This is a genomic window from Paenibacillus sp. CFBP13512, assembly GCF_005233705.1.
Lineage (GTDB): Bacteria > Bacillota > Bacilli > Paenibacillales > Paenibacillaceae > Saccharibacillus > Saccharibacillus nuruki.
The window spans coordinates 95,124-113,407 of the sequence record NZ_QGAD01000008.1; the positions used below are offsets into that span (position 1 = coordinate 95,124).

Below are 18,284 nucleotides of genomic sequence, written 5' to 3' on the forward strand. Positions count from 1 at the left end.
TTCACGCCTTTATATTGGTGACTTTACGAATCATTAGAAATCCGAACACCATCAAAATAGCGACAACGATTAATAGAATCAAACCTGGAATCGTAAATAAAGGAGTAATGAATCCTTTAAATACAATATTAAAAGCAATAATTAGAAATACAGGCATCAGTCCAAGTGTTAATGCAATATATCTAGATTCTGCTGTTTGATTGCTTAATTCTTTGTTCATACGTTCTCGTTCTTCTAAGGTTTTGGCTAGTTGATCAAGTGCTTTAGCAAGATTACCTCCAGCTTGACGTTGAATAGTAATAGTCTGGGTCATTAATTGGATATCCCGACTGCTAAATTTCTCATTCATATTTTCAAGTACAGTATCTAGATTGTTACCAAGCTGCATCTCACGAGCCATTCCTTGAAAAAGAGGTCCCGCAGGTGCTTTCAGTTCTTTGGCTACCATATCAATTGCTTGTTGAATACTCATTCCTGCACGAATAGAGCTCCCCATCATGCGACATACTTCTGGTAATTGACCATTAATCTGTGCTGCAAACTTTCTTCTTCTTGATTTGAGCCATTGAGAAGAACCGATTGTGACTAGAAAATAAGCGACAATAATATCCATTGGAAACTGTAATCCTACCAATACATTCAATAAATAGGTTGTTATAAAGAGCAATGCACATTGAATCAATACATAATTAAATCCTGAGATATTCAAATCTGCTCCTGCCAAACGGTTATCCCATTCACGTCCATATTCAGAACGATTAAACTTGCCAGCTAATCTACGATATGTTCCTTTGTTTGTTTTAATCTCATCTGTATGAAGATCAGCAAGTCGCTTATTTAGTACTTTTACTTTTTTACGTACTGTTGTAATTTCCATAATAGCTACTGTAGCAACCACAACAGTTAAAAAAAGAATAAGTAAAAACCAATCTTCAACCAACATATGTGATTGCCTCCTCCGCAGGAGTGAAAAATGAATTCCCCAAATCATAACCAAATGTTTTTAATTTATCTGCACATTGCGGAATATAACCTGTAGTTACAAACCCACCTTGGATACGCCCATTCGCTTCTGTGCCTATTCGGTGAAAACGAAAAATATCGTTTAATAGAATATTTCCGTTCTCACTGATTGCTTCTGCAATAGACACTACTTTGCGGGTACCATCAGATAAACGTAATGTCTGTACCACTAACTGAATAGCTGCAGAAATAAAAGGTCTGACTACTTCAGCAGTCATAGATGAATTATTCATCAAAATCATAGCTTCTAGTCTAGACATAGCATCTTGTGGACTATTTGCATGAATCGTTGTTAATGATCCTTCATGACCTGTATTCATCGCTTGAAGCATATCCATAGCTTCACCACCACGTACCTCACCGACAATAATTCGATCGGGACGCATACGAAGTGCATTTTTAACCAGTTGCCGAATTGTAATCTCGCCAGCACCCTCCATATTGGCTGGACGTGCTTCAAGAGAAACAACATTTTTACGATTTAGTCGTAGCTCCGCCATATCTTCTATCGTAATGACACGTTCACCAATCGGAATCGCTGCAGACACGACGTTAAGCAGTGTTGTTTTACCACTACCTGTACCACCTGAAATAATAATATTCATTTTGGCACCTACCAAAGCTTCTAGAAAAATAGACATTTTATTAGATAATGATTGAAACCCAATTAAATCATTCATCATATATGGGTCTTTTTTGAATTTACGAATTGTAATGACAGGACCATGTAGAGCGATAGGTGGAATTGCTGCATTTACACGACTGCCATCTTCTAATCGTCCATCAACAAGTGGAGAACTTTCATCAATACGTCGGCCAATTGGAGCCACAATACGATCAATAATATTACGAATATGATCATCATTTTTGAATGAAACATCTGATAATGTAATCTGACCTTTACGTTCAATATAGATTTCGTCAGGAGCATTAACCATAATTTCTGTAATATCATCGTCTTGTAGCAAAGGTTCTAGTGGACCAAAACCAACAGAATCGTCTAGAATCATATCTAGTAATTTCGTTTTGTCCATCTGCGTAATAATAACTTTTTCTTGCTCCATCATATCGCTAATCAGTTTCTCTATAGCTCGCCTTTTTTGAAAATTAGGCAGTTTGATCAACTGATCCAAATTTGTTTCTTTAAGTAGTCGATTTTTATAATGATTAAATAAATAATCTGTATAATCTAAAGGTTTCTGCTCTTCTGCTTGTGGATCGTCAAGCCTGCTGCTTAACTTTTGAAAGATCGACATGAGCTTCGCCTCCTTCTTTAACACTCAAAACAGATTGAAGATTAATAAATTCTTTAATCAATCCTTTGACCCCTTTTAATTTTTCTTGGCGCTCTAATAATAATGGTTGCCCTAAATTCGCACTCGTTTGTAACTGACCTTTAAGATCTTCTGAAATAGATCCAATAGTCGGAATATTGACGATCTTTTCAAGATCACTTGTTGTCACATCTGATCGTTTACTATGTTTATTAATGACTAACGAGATACGGTTCATATCCATCAAGTGATAACGATCTAAAATATCCATCACACTTTTCAAACTTAAAATAGAAGATCGATCTAAATTCAATACATATACCAATTCATCTGTCTGACTGATCGCACTAATTGAGACTTCATTAAGTTCGCGAGGCAGATCCAATATGATGTAATCAAAATGTTGACGACAAGTAGTGAACAACATTTCAATATCTTCCCCTGTAAAATTTTCAGCTTCTTGCGGATGGGCTGGGGATAACAATAAGTTCAAACCAGATGATGGCAATGGGTATAGCACATTACTTAACTGGCTATACGTAATTTCTTTCAATACTGACTTGAGATCGCCTAAATTGCGTTCAAATTGAATATCTAAGTAATGTTGAATGCCGCCAAATTGTAAATTAAGATCAATCAAAAGAACTTTAGCTTCTGTTTGTAAAGCAATAGTTTGAGCCAAGTTAACACTTATAGTTGTTGTTCCTGCGCCACCTTTACCACTATACAAAGCGATCACTTTCCCACCATTTGTATCATGTGTATGAATAGAACGTTGATCTGTTCCTCGTTGGGCAAGTAGTATCGCTTTTTCAAGTACATTCTCAAGATGATCCAATTCATCAGGGATTCGCAGTACATCGGTTACACCAGCACGATACATTTCTCGAATCTGTATAAAATCTCCAGTACGACTTAAAAAAATAACAGGCGCTGATGCATTTACCTTTTTCAATTGTTGAATAATAGGTGTCAAATCAGTCAATTCTTCCGATTCTGCTAACAAAATAACACGTGGCTCTTTAGGATGAATTTGCATATAAGCTTCACGTGGTTTTTCAATCACTTCACCGGGTTGCATATTATAAAAATGAATACTTTGTATTAACTGTTGGGTGAGGCGCTCATTGCTAGATACGATAGATATTTTAACTGCGGACAAATGGATAGCCTCCTTGCTGATTATAGTAAGTTTAGACTTTGCTTATGTTACTCATCTGCTTTTGAAGTAACTGATTTAGTTGTATTGCTAGAGGGATCTTTAGGTTTTTGAGATACATCTTTTGTTTTCGTATCTTTTGGAATAACTTTGGTCTCTTTAGATGGTGATTTACTTTCTTCTTTAGTTGATGTAGTTGGACTTTCTGATAATGATGATGATTTATGTGATGTATTACTGTTATCTGTTCCTACATCTTTGCTACTACCACTTTTTAATAAACGTACTTCTTTACCGTAATTAAGTGCCCACACTACAGATTTAGAATCATTAAGACTGACAAGCACACCAATAGCTGTAATCTCATTACCTGTTTTTTGAACACTATTTACTGTTACATCTTTGAGTAATACTTTGGTGATTCGACTATCTCCATTACTTTCTTTTTCCTTAGTCGATTTGGCATCATAAGAATACACAATGTCTACTTTGTCATACGCATCAATCTGTTCATCAAAAACTGCTAATGGAGCACGTAGCATCACTTGACGATAATCTCCTTTGACAAACGTATTGTTGCGCAGGACGGAGGTTGTAAGCACAGACCCTTCTGTAATAGGCACAACGGATATTTTATTTTCTAATTGCTGTGGAGATGTGATCAACGAATCCATCATATATTTACGTGGAATTTCCTGATTTGTTAAAAGTTCAGGTTTGATTACACTACCTGCTGGAATATCTTGCGCTGCTACTTGTACGGTTACAAATTCACCTAGACTGGCTTTGGTTTCTTTCATATAGCTAGAAAACAAAATAACTGCAACAGCACCTAAGGTGATTGCAATAAGCATAAATACAAATGCACGCTTTTTCGATTCAAACATATGTCTCTGCCACCTTTTGTAGTAATACCATCAGTAAAAAACAACTTATACCTATAAACGGAGCTAAAGGCAATTCATTTGGAACATGAAATGTTTTTGGTGCTACTTTGCGTAAAAGCAGTAAAGGAAGAGCCACGAAAGCTGCTAATGGAAAAGTAAAAAGGAATGCCCATATTCCGGCAGACCACCCTAAGCATGCACCCACCATTGCAAAAAGCTTGATATCGCCTCCACCTAATTTGCCTTTACTCATAATAGCAAGTAAGAGTGCAATACTTCCCAAGCCTATAGCACCGATTAGACTTTGCCAGATTGTAATATCTTTGACAACAAGATGAATTAGCAAAAAATACACGGTACCAGGTAAAGTAATAACATCTGGAATGATTCGTTTTTGACAATCTGTTATAATACAAATCATTAATAGAACAAGAAATGGAATATAAATAAGTTCTATCATTTGTGATCTCCTTGTTCTAATCAGTTTGTAAAAATCAAGCTGTAAAGATCAATATGTAAATATGATTCACGAATAAGTTTTGAAAAATATGTTCTTATTTTGTCCGAATTTAAAGCAAAGGTAAATAGAACTGTTTTCCTAATAAAAGGAAAAAATAGTAACTTACTATTTAGCAATGTACATTTTTTACATTAGGATAACCAAATTTAGGTATTTTAATCTGAAAAATAGTTCAAAACTCAGTGTTGTTCGACAAATATACCATTATATGTAATATAAATAAGGTCTAACGGACAAATCATAAAGGTACTTACTTCATAGTCAGTTTTACCTAGATTTTATTAAAAACTTCGTTAGTTTATGTATGATTCAGAATATAAAATCTAATGCTCTTATTATTTAAAATAAAAAAAAGACTATTTCTAAGAAAGAAGTAGTCTTTTTAGGATGATGTTGTACTCATTTATTAGAGATTATTACTTTTTATCTAAAGGAACTTGTACGATCAATGGAAGCTTGACTGCCTTTTTCCAATTTACAAACGCTATACTACAAGCAATCATAACCAGACCGATCAATAAAGGTAAAGTGATCGACTCATTTAATATCCAGATACTAAAGATATTAGATAATACCGGGATTAAAAAAGTATACGTTCCTACGGTACTCACTTCTCCACTGTCGATTAGTTTGAAATACACCATCCAACCACCAGCAATAACAAAAAGGGAAATAAATAATAACACTTCGATAAAAGAAGGCGTCCACTGAATATCACTCCAACGTTCGGTAGATGATCCAAGAATCATCAGCACAACTCCACCGATTAACAATTGCATGGTCACTGTCCATAAAGAATCCAATTGCTGATTATTTTTCTTCATATAAATCGTACCTAGCGCCCAACATAACGACGATGCCAGAGCCAAAACGATACCTGTTACCGATAAGTTACCTTCGATCCCGCCAGAACTAATCACAGCCACACCGGCAAACCCAAGTACCAATCCAACCACTTTCATCGTATTCATTTTTTCACCTAACCATAACCATGAAAACAATCCAAGTAAAATCGGTTGTAAAAATACTATCGTTGAAAATAAACCTGCTGGCAAATAGCCAATGCCTATCGTCTGTAGTCCGTAATATCCGATAATATTCAAAATAGCGAGAACCACATAGATTTTCATATTCCGTTTCCATTGCAATCGTTCAATATGTTTTAAGGCAAAACCTAATAAAATTACACCTCCTATTAAAGTCCGCAGTCCTGAAAATAAAAGAGGTGGCACATCAGGTAATACTAATTTGGTTAAAGGCCAGTTGATTCCCCAGATCGTAACAAGGAAAATCACCAACCATAATGTTGTTTTAGGGGATAATGTCTTCATATTATTCATCCTTTCATTTACTGCGTTTACACTGTTTTAAATTTGTGCTTCTTTAGGTTATACTGTTATCACTTATAAATAAAATGAATGTTTTGCATAAAGGAGATAACGATATTGTTATGACCATTACTCAGATTATGACCTTTGTACGTGTTGCTGAGACATTAAGCTTTACTCAAGCTGCTCATGATTTGCATATGACCCAACCTGCGGTGAGCCATGCTATAGCCAGTATTGAAAATGAATTAGATACTCTATTACTACTGCGTGATCGCAAAAAAGGAGTTTTGCTGACAGAGGTCGGTGAGCAAGTTTTGGTGCAGTTCCGTACCATTTTGCACAGCATGGAAAAAGTACAACAACAGGTAGCTGCTGTCAAAGGGCTTGATGTCGGTACAATCTGTGTAGGTGCTTTTCCATCAGCATCTGCTTATTTTTTACCGCCTATTATTCAAAAGATCAAACAAAATTATCCTAACCTGGTCTTCGATCTTCATGAAGGCTCTGCAAACGATGTGAAAGAATGGGTATACAATCGCAAAATCGAAGTCGGCATTGTTCTTCTGCCTGCACCCGAATTAGATGTGATTCCGTTATGTGAAAATGATATGGTGCTTCTTTTACCTGCTAACCATCCGTTACAACAACAAGCGCATATTACGATTCAACATCTTCATAAAGAAGATATGATTTTGTGCAAAGGTGGACACGAAACAGCGATTATTGAAGCTTTTGACAACGAAAATTGTGAGCTTAATATTACATTCACTACTCATAATGTGAGTGCATTAATTAATATGGTACGTCAGGGGCTAGGCATCGGTATTGTATCCAATCTAGCCTTATCTATGCACCCCCATCAACTAGATGTTCGAGAAGTTACACCACGGATCACAAGCCAAATAGGCATCGCTATTCCTTCATTACCAAATGCTTCACTTGCTGTGCAGTTACTAATCAAAACTGCTGAAGAATTATTTATCGAGTCGGCTATATCTATTCCTTCGTAAATAACGACTTAAATAAATACCCTCGTAAATAAACACAAAAAAGTCTGTATCTTTGACATAAAGAATACAGACTTTTTGTATATCCATTTTATATTATTCATATAGAGGTTTGATTGGAGATACATGGTATTAATGCGTCACCGAAGATTGGAAGTCATCTTTACTTCCTTTATTCGCATGATAAAATATCACATCACCATCTTGAAGCTCAAATGTAAATCCCCATGGATCATTAAATTGCTTTTGAAATCCTTCCAGTTGCCATTGATTCATAAGTGGCGCATGGATGTACTGAAGATGTGGATGTTCCAGATCTCCATTCTGAATCGTTTCGATATTAAAATTAACAACGATATAGCCATCACTTAGAAAAATAGAAGAATGATCATCCAACCCTTTTGGAGTATTTATCGCAGATATAGATGAATGCTTAGACTCTGTTGTTAAAGATGGATTGTTGGAACGATTGGTAGACGTTGACCCTGTCACATCTTGCAAACGAGTTCCTTGCTTTACGACATATACATCAGCAGGCAGACTATATTCACCGTACCATTTCTGCACAGCTGCTAAGGAACGCATCGTATTATTGCCTTCAGGTAGATGTTGCTGTGGCCCTATCAATGTACGTAAGGGCTGAGTCAGTAACAATTGAGTAAACTTGCCTATATTGACTTTGCGCTTAGCACTAGCATCTGCAAACATAGCAATCGCTTCTTCTGAATTAGCAGGTAATGACTTCGTCGTATGTTGTGTAAATGAAGCGGGTGTATCTGTATTATTGTTACTATGGCTTAATTTTTGCGTGATTGCTTGGATCTGTTCAGCTGTAATTTCCCACGAGATTCCCGTTTGATTAACCCAGATGGATTCGGCTACTGTTTCGATCAGGGCTGTCCAGAAATGATTGGATTGTTGTTGGTCTACGATTGATCCATTAGACTCCGAGCTACTAATTGGTTCATTTGGTTGTTGTAATAATCGATCATACATATAAAGAGCCGTATTTTGGAGCTCTTCAGCAGGTACTTTTCGCAAAGGATCATTCAAAATCGTATACCGTTGTACTTGGTCTTGCGCCGATCCTATTTGAATAAAGTTTTTACTCGCATTCGAATAATATAAATCGACTGGAAACGGCTTTCCACCCTGACGAGAAACATAACTGAATGAAGGTGTAATTCGAATACTATCTTGTGCTCCAAACATATTGCCTTTGGTTTTGAGATCGAATTTGAAATGATAACCGGTTTTGACCGCTAAGTTGCGATAAATCGGATGACTTCCTTGACGAACAGGCAGTATATAAGGAGCCGTAGTTCCTCGCGTTTCACCATCTATTCCTTTATCACCAACCCAATAAGAAGCTGACTGAGGAATGTCTAAGTTCTTCCACGGTGCAAATACAATCTGCCAGTTATAATCAGCAATATCGGTAATATGAAAATCATAGACACGTCCAATCACATCAACAGGAACACTTTCTACAGCGACATGATTGTCTAGAGTCACATTAGCGTTATGTTGAACTGTAAAAGCAGCCGGTGCATTTTCAGCAATGGTACGAAATAAAATATCATACTTGCCTTCATCTACCCATACCGGCAAAAAGAAAGATGTATCCAATTGATTTACCGGTATATCCACCCATGTATGTTTAGGAATAAATGTGGTCTGTTCGTTGTTATATACATCAAAAGGAAACTGTACTTGTTTGGTACGCATATATTTTGCATAATCTCGATTCCCATAGCCCGGATAATTTGTATGCTGTCCACTCGTAGGAATCCGAACAGAGAAAGGACGATCTAATATAAGCGCAGAACTGTATAGATCCGGAATTGTTTTCTGATTATGTGGTTGATCATCCGCTACCAATGAATAGTTTACGACAGGTGTATGTACAGTCACCGTATTGATACCTTGGATCGGCTTTTGAATAGGAGTATAGTTTCCTTTACCACCTTCCATTATGGTGTAAAAAACGGTTCCTGTACTTTGAGTATCTTTCCGATTCACTTTTGTTTTTTCAATTCGATTTCCACTTTTATAAAGAACATTACGTCCGATCATGGTCGGGGTAGGCATACTGGTCGGTGTTGGTGTAGACACTGTTTTTTCTTGAGCATCCATAATCAATTGTCCTACAACAATAAGCTTATCATTATGCACTTGAATATCAGGAACTTCTTTTTCTGCAAATCGGTTTAAATCTTCTGTAGGTACAGAAGGTGCTGACTTTTGCCGTCCTCCATTAAGTGAAGAAGAAGGGGCATCTGCTTTAACCGATTCTGGCTTTGTAAACCCTCCTGTATATTCTGCCTGATAGGACGGCGGACGATATCCATTTGGAGTGAGAGTAATTTTCCCATTAGGTAACGCATAATTTGCAAGTTCCGCTTGCGACAATTGGTACATCGCTAATGATGGAATCGTCCAATATGAATAAGGTCGGGTAATCGTATAATTTTTAGTTACTTTTTTATCATCGCTTTTCCAATCGGAATCCCAATACCGATTGCCATTGCTTCGTTCTTTATATTTTCCTGCATCCCATTTACGATGATAGACTTTGGTAACCGGTACTTTAAAATCACATGTTCCCGTCATTTGCGTAAATGTTGCATCATATAAATATTCACGAGATAGAACATTCCCATATAAATATTCAGAAGTGGGAATCCCTTGAGCGACATCAAATGTTTCCTGATCTCGTTTGTCTGCTTTGATCACGCCAGTAGGCGTCGGGTCTATATAAGCAGGATGTAACGTATTACTGACAGCAGGTATAGTACAAATCACGCCTGCATCGGGTTCTTGTGACCCGTTACAATCGACCACATGCACCGTAAACGTATCTTGTACGTCTAAAGCTTGTTCGGTATCTACAAAATGCGCTGTAATCTCTGTACTTCCAATAGTTCCCGTAGGTGTGAGTACACCATTTTTACCTATCGTCGCAATACTTGAGTCTGAACTTGCCCATGATAATGAAGGATGGGATTGCAAGCTATATGTAGTTTCATCCATCTTAGTTAATGTAGCTTCTGCTTGTATGGGTGATGTATCAGTCGTACATATTTCATTTGGCAAATCTATCGCAATTCTTGCTCCGCCCTCTCCAACAATAACCTCTGCTGTATCGGAGATCAGATACTCTTCTTTTTTCCATATCGCTCGAATCGTCACTTTGCCTTCACTAACAGCAGTCACCAACCCAGTTGTCGGATTGACTGTAGCAATCGACTCATCCGAAGACCACCATTTCAGTTCGTCTGTTCTAGAAGTGATATCAATGTAATTGCCCCATGTATCACTTCCAATACTTTTAGTACGAATAGATGCTTTAAGTTGCTTCGTATCATTAATTTGCAAAACAGAATCTGGATCAACTTCAATTTCTTTTTCTTCTATTAAATCTCCCTGCCAAGTAATATCCACAGGTGTATCGTAACCCACTGTTACTTTGGAGCAGTCACCGAAAGGTCTTTTCATAAAAACATCATAAGAGTTATAATCAAAATCTCCACCCGTTGTAGTTTTTATTGCAACTTTTGTTTTTGTAGTAATTACTGGCTGTCCTACACCTTCAAACGAATTTTGTTTATGAAATTCAACTTTATCTAATCTTATATTTTGAACAGATGACGAAAGTACTTTAGTATCTCTATATTCTTCCCATGATGATGGAGGCCACTTTGCTAAATCAACTTCATCAGGAATTACCGTTTTTGAAGGGAATGGAAATTCGCAAGATCCTACCATAGGAGTATTGGTTGTCTTTCCATCAGAATGATCAGCATTAAAAGTTCCATTATCTAATTGATACCAGTAAACACCAGGTGTTCCTTTAACTTTATCAGATTTTATTACTTTAACAATTTTTTGAGATTTGGGGATAGATATTTCATTAGAATATGCTTTATCCATCCCAACAACTACAGAAAAAATTACTTGTATTATTAACAAAAGAAAGCTAGATAAAATCCAAAAATTAATATAACGGCTATATACCTTTTTAAACAATTTTTTCCACCTCAAAAACTATTATCGATTGTTAAAACGCACTTCATTGTTATTATCTACTCTTAATCTGTATCCTGTTCCATTTGCATCAATATTAGATTCCGTCCAGAAAGATGTAGTTTTGCCGATAACTTTAAAATTATTAAAATCTTTTGCAATCGTATTGATTCCCATCTTGTTTATATAATCTACATCTGATGGACGATTAATACCTATAACGCTATTTTCTAAGCCATTATTGTAAGTATTCACACTTAAATTAGAATATTCAGTCATAGTGGTAAACGTTATATCTGCATACGTCAAAAACAATCCTTTTTGATAAGATTTTAACCCTTTTTGTGGATCAATAAATAAATCGGAATATACACTTCTAGGTTTGCTATTACGAGCATCAATAACAATATAATGATGTAATTTTAAGGAAGCTGACTTATTGCTTAAAGTCATTTTCGTATCCATAATCTTTCCAAAATCGCCTTCAGTGTATTTATAATTCGAGATCGTCAACAAATTAGTCCCTGTTGTTCCTACTTCTCTCATTTCATTCAGATCAGCATACTTACTGGCTTCTTGACCTTCAATATCAATATATCTTAATAAAATAGCAGCAACTTCTGCACGGGTTGTCGGTTCTTCCGGTTGTAATGAACCATCTGCAAATCCGCCTACAATCCCTGTACCTCTGACAAGAGCAAGATAAGGAATTTGAGCTTTAGCAATTTTACCTTTTGTCGCTTCTGGTGTAGGCAATAATGTATTTTGAGTATCTTCAAAGGCTTGCTTAAAGCTGGTATTGGACTGCACTAATCCATTACTCATCCATTTCATCATTTCTAAGCGCGTTAACTCTGTATTGGGCTTGAATCCATTCGAATAATCAATGTTATTAATAAAACCAAGTGCTGATAATCTAGTAACTGCACTTTCTGCCCAATGCCCTTTCATGTCTTTGAAAGATGAACCACCCGTTCCGCTTCCAAGCTTGGTTGCTCTTGTTAACAGTGAAGCATATTCAGCACGTGTTACTTTGGCATTAGGACGAAAAGTACCATCTTGATAACCTTGAACAAGTCCCATAGCATACGCTTTGGCAATTGTTGCTTCTGCCCAGTGTCCTTTGACATCTTTAAAATTCCCTGAGGAGCTGGATGCATAAGCTACAGAAGGGGGTTGGGATGCTGTAGACGAATGTAACAGCGGCTCTAAATAAGTGATGCCTGCACAGACGATAGATGTTGCCAAAACAGATACTATTAATTTTTTCATATAAGTTATTCCTCTATTCATCAATTTTTAGGTATTTAAACCTAATTTATGTACCACAAGCATCATTATATGGGATAAATAGGATTCTTCCAAGTACTTATTTAGTTAGCAAATAATCAGTTATACCGAGAATTAAACACAAAAAAGCGGATTACTCCCTTAGTAAGGAATAATCCGCGTGCTTCGCGATATTATAGGTATTAAGACATAGTTTTCTTTTGGCAAGAATATCATATCTATTCTCACCTGTAAATAACTTTATGATTATCCGATTGATACCGCAGCAGAATCGCCTTCTATCGGTTGGTCTTCAGATGATCCAGAGGCTGGCTGAATTACAATCTGCAATTCGTTATCCACCATACTCACTACAACAGTCGATCCTTCTGACGCTTCACCAGCAATCATTGCACGAGCAACTTTGGTTTCTAACGCTCGCTGAATAAACCGTTTGAGGGGTCTTGCACCATATGCAGGATCAAAACCTTGTTCAGCGATTAGATTCACGGCTTCATCGGTCAATTGTAGTGTAATCTGACGATCATTCAGGCGTGCTTGCAAATGCTCGACTAATTTACGAACAATCTGTCCAATTTCAGTTAAGCTTAGCGGCTTGAACAACACAATATCATCGACACGATTTAGAAATTCAGGGCGGAAATGATGACCGAGTTCACGCATCACATTTCCACGTACCGTTTCGCTCCACTCTCCATCTTCCTCTAATCCACTAACCAGATGAGTAGAACCAATATTAGAAGTCATAATAACGATCGTATTTTTAAAATCCACCACTCGTCCTTGCGAATCCGTTAATCGTCCATCGTCTAATAATTGCAATAAAATATTAAATACATCTGGATGAGCTTTCTCCACTTCATCCAACAGCAATACTGAGTACGGTTGACGACGTACAGTTTCTGTTAACTGACCGCCTTCTTCATAACCGACATATCCTGGTGGTGCGCCGACCAGACGAGAAACGCTATGTTTCTCCATATATTCCGACATGTCAATTCGAATCATACCGTCTTCACGATCAAATAAAGAAGCAGCAATCGACTTGGCAAGTTCAGTTTTCCCTACTCCTGTCGGTCCAAGGAATAAAAAAGAACCTATTGGACGATTCGGGTCTTTAATCCCTGCGCGCGAACGAATAACAGCATCAGCAACCAATTGTACAGCTTCATCTTGACCGACTACACGCTCATGCAGACTATCTTCTAACCGTAATAACTTGTCTCGCTCTCCTTCAACCAGACGACTTACTGGAATACCCGTCCAGCGAGAAACGATATCTGAAATTTCTTCTTCAGTGACAGCTTCACGTAATAAACGATTGTCTTGATCTTGATAAGCTTCTTCTTCGGCTTGCTTCAATTGACGTTCCAGATCTGGAATAATCCCATAACTGAGTTCAGCCGATTTGTTCAAATCATATTCTTCTTGTGCTTCTAATAGATCGTTGCGTGCTTGTTCTAAATTCTTTTTGAGATCCCGTACGATTTGAATCGCTGACTTTTCTTTTTCCCAACGTGCTGTCATTTCTAATTGTTTTTCTTTAAGATCTGCAAGTTCACGTTGTAAATGCTCTAATCGACGTTGACTGGCGTCATCGGTTTCTTTAGTCAGTGCTGCTTCTTCGATCTCAATCTGCATAATACGACGTGTCACTTCATCCATTTCACTTGGCATCGAATCGATCTCTGTACGAATCATCGCACACGCTTCATCAATCAGATCAATCGCTTTATCTGGTAAAAAACGATCTGAAATATAACGATCTGATAACACACCCGCCGCTACAATCGCACTATCATGAATTTTAACACCATGATGTACTTCAAATCGTTCTTTTAAGCCACGTAAAATAGAGATCGTATCTTCAACATTGGGCTCATGTACAAGTACCTGTTGAAAACGACGCTCCAAAGCTGGATCTTTCTCGATATAATTGCGATATTCATCCAGTGTGGTTGCACCAATACAATGAAGTTCTCCACGTGCCAACATCGGTTTGAGCATATTACCTGCATCCATGGAGCCTTCTGTTTTCCCTGCTCCAACAATCGTATGCAATTCATCAATAAATAAGATAATCCGTCCATCACTTTCACGAATTTCTTTGAGTACTGCTTGTAGACGTTCTTCAAATTCACCCCGATACTTTGCACCAGCAACCAGTGCGCTCATATCTAATGAAAAGATCGTTTTGTCTTTCAGCCCTTCCGGTACGTCTTTACGAACAATTCGGTGAGCTAGACCTTCTACGATGGCTGTTTTACCGACACCTGGTTCACCGATTAATACCGGATTGTTTTTGGTTTTACGCGATAAAATACGAATCACACGGCGAATCTCTGCATCCCGTCCGATCACTGGATCGACTTTGCCACTACGCACTTCTGCCACAAGATCACGACCGTATTTTTGCAACACTTCATAAGTGGCTTCCGGTTCACGACTGGTTACCCGTTGATGACCTCGTATCTCAGCCAATGCCGCTAATAAAGGATCACGTGTTAATCCTTGTTGTTCTAACATTTTGCGTATCTCTTGATTCTCACGATCATGTCCCGATACGATAGCCAGTACAGCATGTTCTACAGCTACAAATTCATCTTGCATCTTATTGGCTTCTTGCTCGGCTTGATCTAACACAGATAATAAAGCAGGTGATGCATAACGACGTACTGCCCCAGAAGACCCGCTAATGGTTGGTTTGCGACGCAATAATTCGTTATTCAGTCTGGTTACTTCTGACAATGAAATATTCATCTTTTGCAATAATCTAGGTAATAAACCTTCTGATTGTTCTAGTAATGCTTTTAACAGATGAGTCGTATCAATCTCTTGATGCCCCATCGTTGAAGCAATGGATTGTGAAGAAGCGACAGCTTCTTGAAGCTTTTGAGTCAGCTTATTATAATCCATTGTGAACTCCTCCTTAGTTATTTTTGATTTGAGGCTGGAACGGGTTAAATTCTGCTAATTGACGATAAAGCTTACGTTCTTGCTCGTCGATATCATTAATTTCAGGAATAATCATTTCAATACGGATGAGTACATCACCATAGTTATGTTTATCTTTGCTTAATCCTTTGCCTGATAGTCGCAAGGTGTGACCAGTCTGTGTGCCAGCAGGTATTTTAAGGCGAACTGTAGATTGATCAGGTAAACGTACAGGTATATCTCCACCGAAAATCGCTTGCCATGGTGCTATTTGAGCTACTGCAACAAGGTTACTTTCTTCTATCGTATACATAGAATGATGTACAATATGGAAACTAATCAATAATTCTTCGTTCGGATCAAGTCCATTGCTACCATTGCCACGGATTTTTAAAGTACTATTATTTTTGATACGAACAGGCAGTTTAAGTTGAATCGACTTCCCACTAACCCGTACAGAGATACGATCTCCCCGGTAGGCTTGTTCTAATGTAATATCTAGATTGGCACGCAACGTTTGAGTGATATTTCCCATACCCATCCCTTGACCACCGGTACGACTATTGAAAAACATATCGAATAGGTCTTCATCAGGAAAACCTGCATTATCAAAACTATCAAAATTGTAAGCTCGACCTGCATTATTTTCACGGGTTGAATATGCGGTATTCGCTCTTGTACGACGAGCAGGATTTTCTTGAGCATATAGTTGTTGATCATATTGTTCTTTTTTAGAAGTATGACTTAACGTTTCATAAGCTTCTGCAATTTCTTTAAATTTACTTTCCGCTTCTGTTGCTTTATTAACATCAGGATGCCATTTCTTAGCTAGTTGTTGATATGCTTTTTTAACCTCTTTGGATGAAGCTTCGCGATTAACCCCTAGAATCTTATAGTAATCTTTGACCATAGGTTCTCCCCCTTTCCTGTAGCTCTAATCTTTCTATTTATTAACGTACTTTACAGGAAAATAAGCGGAATGGCTTCTTTTTACTTAAAAAAGGTGCATCATAGCTGTTTAATCTACAATGCACCTCTGGATATACAATTATTTTACAGCTAACCTGCGAATGATGCGACCTTTATTCAGAAGACGTTTGCTGTCCGTCTTCAAGTCGAGCTGTAGAGGAACTTCCATCAATCTGAATTCGTCGTCCTTCAGAGCGCTGTTTTTTCGGAATAGTTAGTAACAATATCCCATCTTTCAGAGTGGCTTGAATCTGATCTTCTTCAATATCTTGTACATAAAATCTCCGGACATATTCTCCATAACGACGTTCTTTACGCACCATACGTTGATCTGTATTTTCTTCTTGGCGTTCTTGTTGCTGAACAGCTTTGATCGTCAGATAAGGAGCTGCATAATCAATGTCGATATTCTCTTTTTGCAAACCAGGCAATTCGGCTTCAACTAGATATGCTTTTTCATTTTCTCGAATATCCGTACGGAAGGACAAGGTCGATCCTTTGAACGGTGTTAACAAATCATCTTCAAAAGATTTCATCCATTGACTCAACATATCCTCACGACGTTTACCAAAAGGAACTAAATCAAACATATACAATCTCCTCCTTAAATGATTTTAAGTGCTTTTGATGTGTTTGACTTTGTTTGACCTTATGTCTTTATTATAGTTATGACCTTGGATTTGATCAAAATTGATTATAGACAAAATAAGTTCATTTAGATCGATTTTCAGGTCTTTTTTATATTAAAATTCTTGTTTTCAACTTCTTTTAACGATTTCGACCTATTTTGACCTTTTATTTAAAAAGAAATAATTTTTAGCAAAAAAAGACTGTTTCTTATCTATCTCGAAACAGTCTTTTAGCAATATATCTATACTTTATCCGAAATGTTTCTGCACAAATTCCATCGTTTTACGTTGATGATATGGACTTACCATATGCCCATCAAACGGATACAAGCACATTTCTTTTTCCGAATGAATCCGGTTATAGACAGCATAGACCGTTTCAGGCATACAGACCGTATCTTTAAGACCACATGAGATCAAGATAGGCACCTGAATACGATCAGCTAGATTAATCATATCAAAATAACTCAACGTCTCTAACACTTGATCCAAATGCTCAGGATAACGACTTACCAATTGAGCAGCTTCACGTAGTGAACTTTCTGAATTTAAGATCCCAAAATCCATATGACTCATATTCGGAATATTAGCGACAGCAATCACTGGAATATCACTAAGTGCAGACGTGATCAGTGCCAGTCCGCCACCTTGACTGCTTCCGTACACAGCAATCTTGGTATGATCTACATCGGCTTGCTGAGCTACCCATTCTATCGCTTTAAGTGCATCCACCGTAATCGCTCGATAATAGAAGTGATCTTTGTCCAACAATCCTTGAGACAACCAACCACTACTCATCCCAAAATCAGAATTCAAATGATTGCCTGTATCTCCACCCTGACCGCGAATATCAATCGCGAATACCGCATAGCCCATCGCTGTCCAATGTGCATAATCTTCAGGATACCCTTTGTTCATCGTATACCCGTGGAACATAACGATACAAGGTATAGGTTGCCCTTTTTGATCGGCAGGACGTACATAAATGCCATGTAAAGGCGTATCGTCAAACCCTTCATAGATCACTTGATACGATTCAATAGCTTTCATGGGTGTCACTTGCTTCGTTTGCTGTGCATGTAAAGGTTTATCTTTAAATTGTTGTAATGTGTATTGCCAAAAATCAGCTAAATCAGATTGTGCTGTGTGCATCGGGGCATATTGTTCCAATTCACGGACTCGTCTCGCAATCGCATGATTTTTCATCATAATGACTCCTTTGTAGGTCTAAACTT

Annotated in this window: 13 protein-coding genes; 1 reads left to right on the forward strand and 12 read right to left on the reverse strand. The window is 37.5% G+C overall.

Annotated elements, in window-relative coordinates; genetic code table 11:
• Position 1 precedes the first annotated feature (1 nt).
• The 6 genes from PaeCFBP13512_RS13280 to PaeCFBP13512_RS13305 form a co-directional block, all read right to left on the reverse strand.
• Positions 2-943, reverse strand: coding sequence for a type II secretion system F family protein (locus PaeCFBP13512_RS13280; protein ID WP_161594268.1), 942 nt, complete (start codon positions 941-943; stop codon positions 2-4).
• Positions 933-2,279 carry a CpaF family protein gene (locus tag PaeCFBP13512_RS13285; RefSeq protein WP_137223657.1) on the reverse strand — a complete coding sequence of 449 codons (1,347 nt, stop codon included), beginning with the start codon at positions 2,277-2,279 and terminating at the stop codon, positions 933-935. Before PaeCFBP13512_RS13285 ends, PaeCFBP13512_RS13280 begins: the two co-directional genes overlap by 11 nt.
• Entirely contained in the window at positions 2,245-3,459 is a 1,215-nt protein-coding gene (locus PaeCFBP13512_RS13290) for an AAA family ATPase (RefSeq protein ID WP_137223659.1), read from the reverse strand. Before PaeCFBP13512_RS13290 ends, PaeCFBP13512_RS13285 begins: the two co-directional genes overlap by 35 nt.
• A gap of 47 nt (positions 3,460-3,506) precedes the next feature.
• On the reverse strand, positions 3,507-4,343 hold the full coding sequence (cpaB, locus tag PaeCFBP13512_RS13295) for a Flp pilus assembly protein CpaB (RefSeq protein WP_137223661.1): 837 nt from the start codon (positions 4,341-4,343) through the stop codon (positions 3,507-3,509).
• Complete coding sequence (locus PaeCFBP13512_RS13300) at positions 4,336-4,803, reverse strand: prepilin peptidase (protein ID WP_137223663.1); 468 nt, start codon at positions 4,801-4,803, stop codon at positions 4,336-4,338. Before PaeCFBP13512_RS13300 ends, cpaB begins: the two co-directional genes overlap by 8 nt.
• Positions 4,804-5,279: 476 nt before the next feature.
• Positions 5,280-6,194 (reverse strand): DMT family transporter, encoded by a 915-nt coding sequence (locus PaeCFBP13512_RS13305; RefSeq protein WP_137223665.1) that lies wholly within the window; start codon positions 6,192-6,194, stop codon positions 5,280-5,282.
• Between the two features lie 119 nt (positions 6,195-6,313).
• Between PaeCFBP13512_RS13305 and PaeCFBP13512_RS13310 the strand changes: the two genes are divergently transcribed.
• Positions 6,314-7,204, forward strand: a complete 891-nt coding sequence (locus PaeCFBP13512_RS13310; protein ID WP_137223667.1) for a LysR family transcriptional regulator — start codon at positions 6,314-6,316, stop codon at positions 7,202-7,204.
• 129 nt (positions 7,205-7,333) lie between these two features.
• Here PaeCFBP13512_RS13310 and PaeCFBP13512_RS13315 read toward each other — a convergent pair whose 3' ends face one another.
• The 6 genes from PaeCFBP13512_RS13315 to PaeCFBP13512_RS13340 all read right to left on the reverse strand — a co-directional run bounded on the left by PaeCFBP13512_RS13315 (position 7,334) and on the right by PaeCFBP13512_RS13340 (position 18,255).
• On the reverse strand, positions 7,334-11,134 hold the full coding sequence (locus PaeCFBP13512_RS13315; protein WP_137223669.1) for a DUF5704 domain-containing protein: 3,801 nt from the start codon (positions 11,132-11,134) through the stop codon (positions 7,334-7,336).
• A gap of 117 nt (positions 11,135-11,251) precedes the next feature.
• Positions 11,252-12,499 carry an S-layer homology domain-containing protein gene (locus PaeCFBP13512_RS13320; protein WP_161594269.1) on the reverse strand — a complete coding sequence of 416 codons (1,248 nt, stop codon included), beginning with the start codon at positions 12,497-12,499 and terminating at the stop codon, positions 11,252-11,254.
• Between the two features lie 264 nt (positions 12,500-12,763).
• Positions 12,764-15,433 carry an ATP-dependent chaperone ClpB gene (gene clpB / locus PaeCFBP13512_RS13325; RefSeq protein WP_137223673.1) on the reverse strand — a complete coding sequence of 890 codons (2,670 nt, stop codon included), beginning with the start codon at positions 15,431-15,433 and terminating at the stop codon, positions 12,764-12,766.
• Between the two features lie 13 nt (positions 15,434-15,446).
• On the reverse strand, positions 15,447-16,361 hold the full coding sequence (locus PaeCFBP13512_RS13330) for a DnaJ C-terminal domain-containing protein (protein WP_137223675.1): 915 nt from the start codon (positions 16,359-16,361) through the stop codon (positions 15,447-15,449).
• A 172-nt stretch (positions 16,362-16,533) separates the two neighbouring features.
• Positions 16,534-17,010 carry an Hsp20/alpha crystallin family protein gene (locus PaeCFBP13512_RS13335; RefSeq protein WP_137223677.1) on the reverse strand — a complete coding sequence of 159 codons (477 nt, stop codon included), beginning with the start codon at positions 17,008-17,010 and terminating at the stop codon, positions 16,534-16,536.
• 288 nt (positions 17,011-17,298) lie between these two features.
• Positions 17,299-18,255 (reverse strand): acetylxylan esterase, encoded by a 957-nt coding sequence (locus PaeCFBP13512_RS13340; RefSeq protein ID WP_137223679.1) that lies wholly within the window; start codon positions 18,253-18,255, stop codon positions 17,299-17,301.
• Positions 18,256-18,284 lie beyond the last annotated feature (29 nt).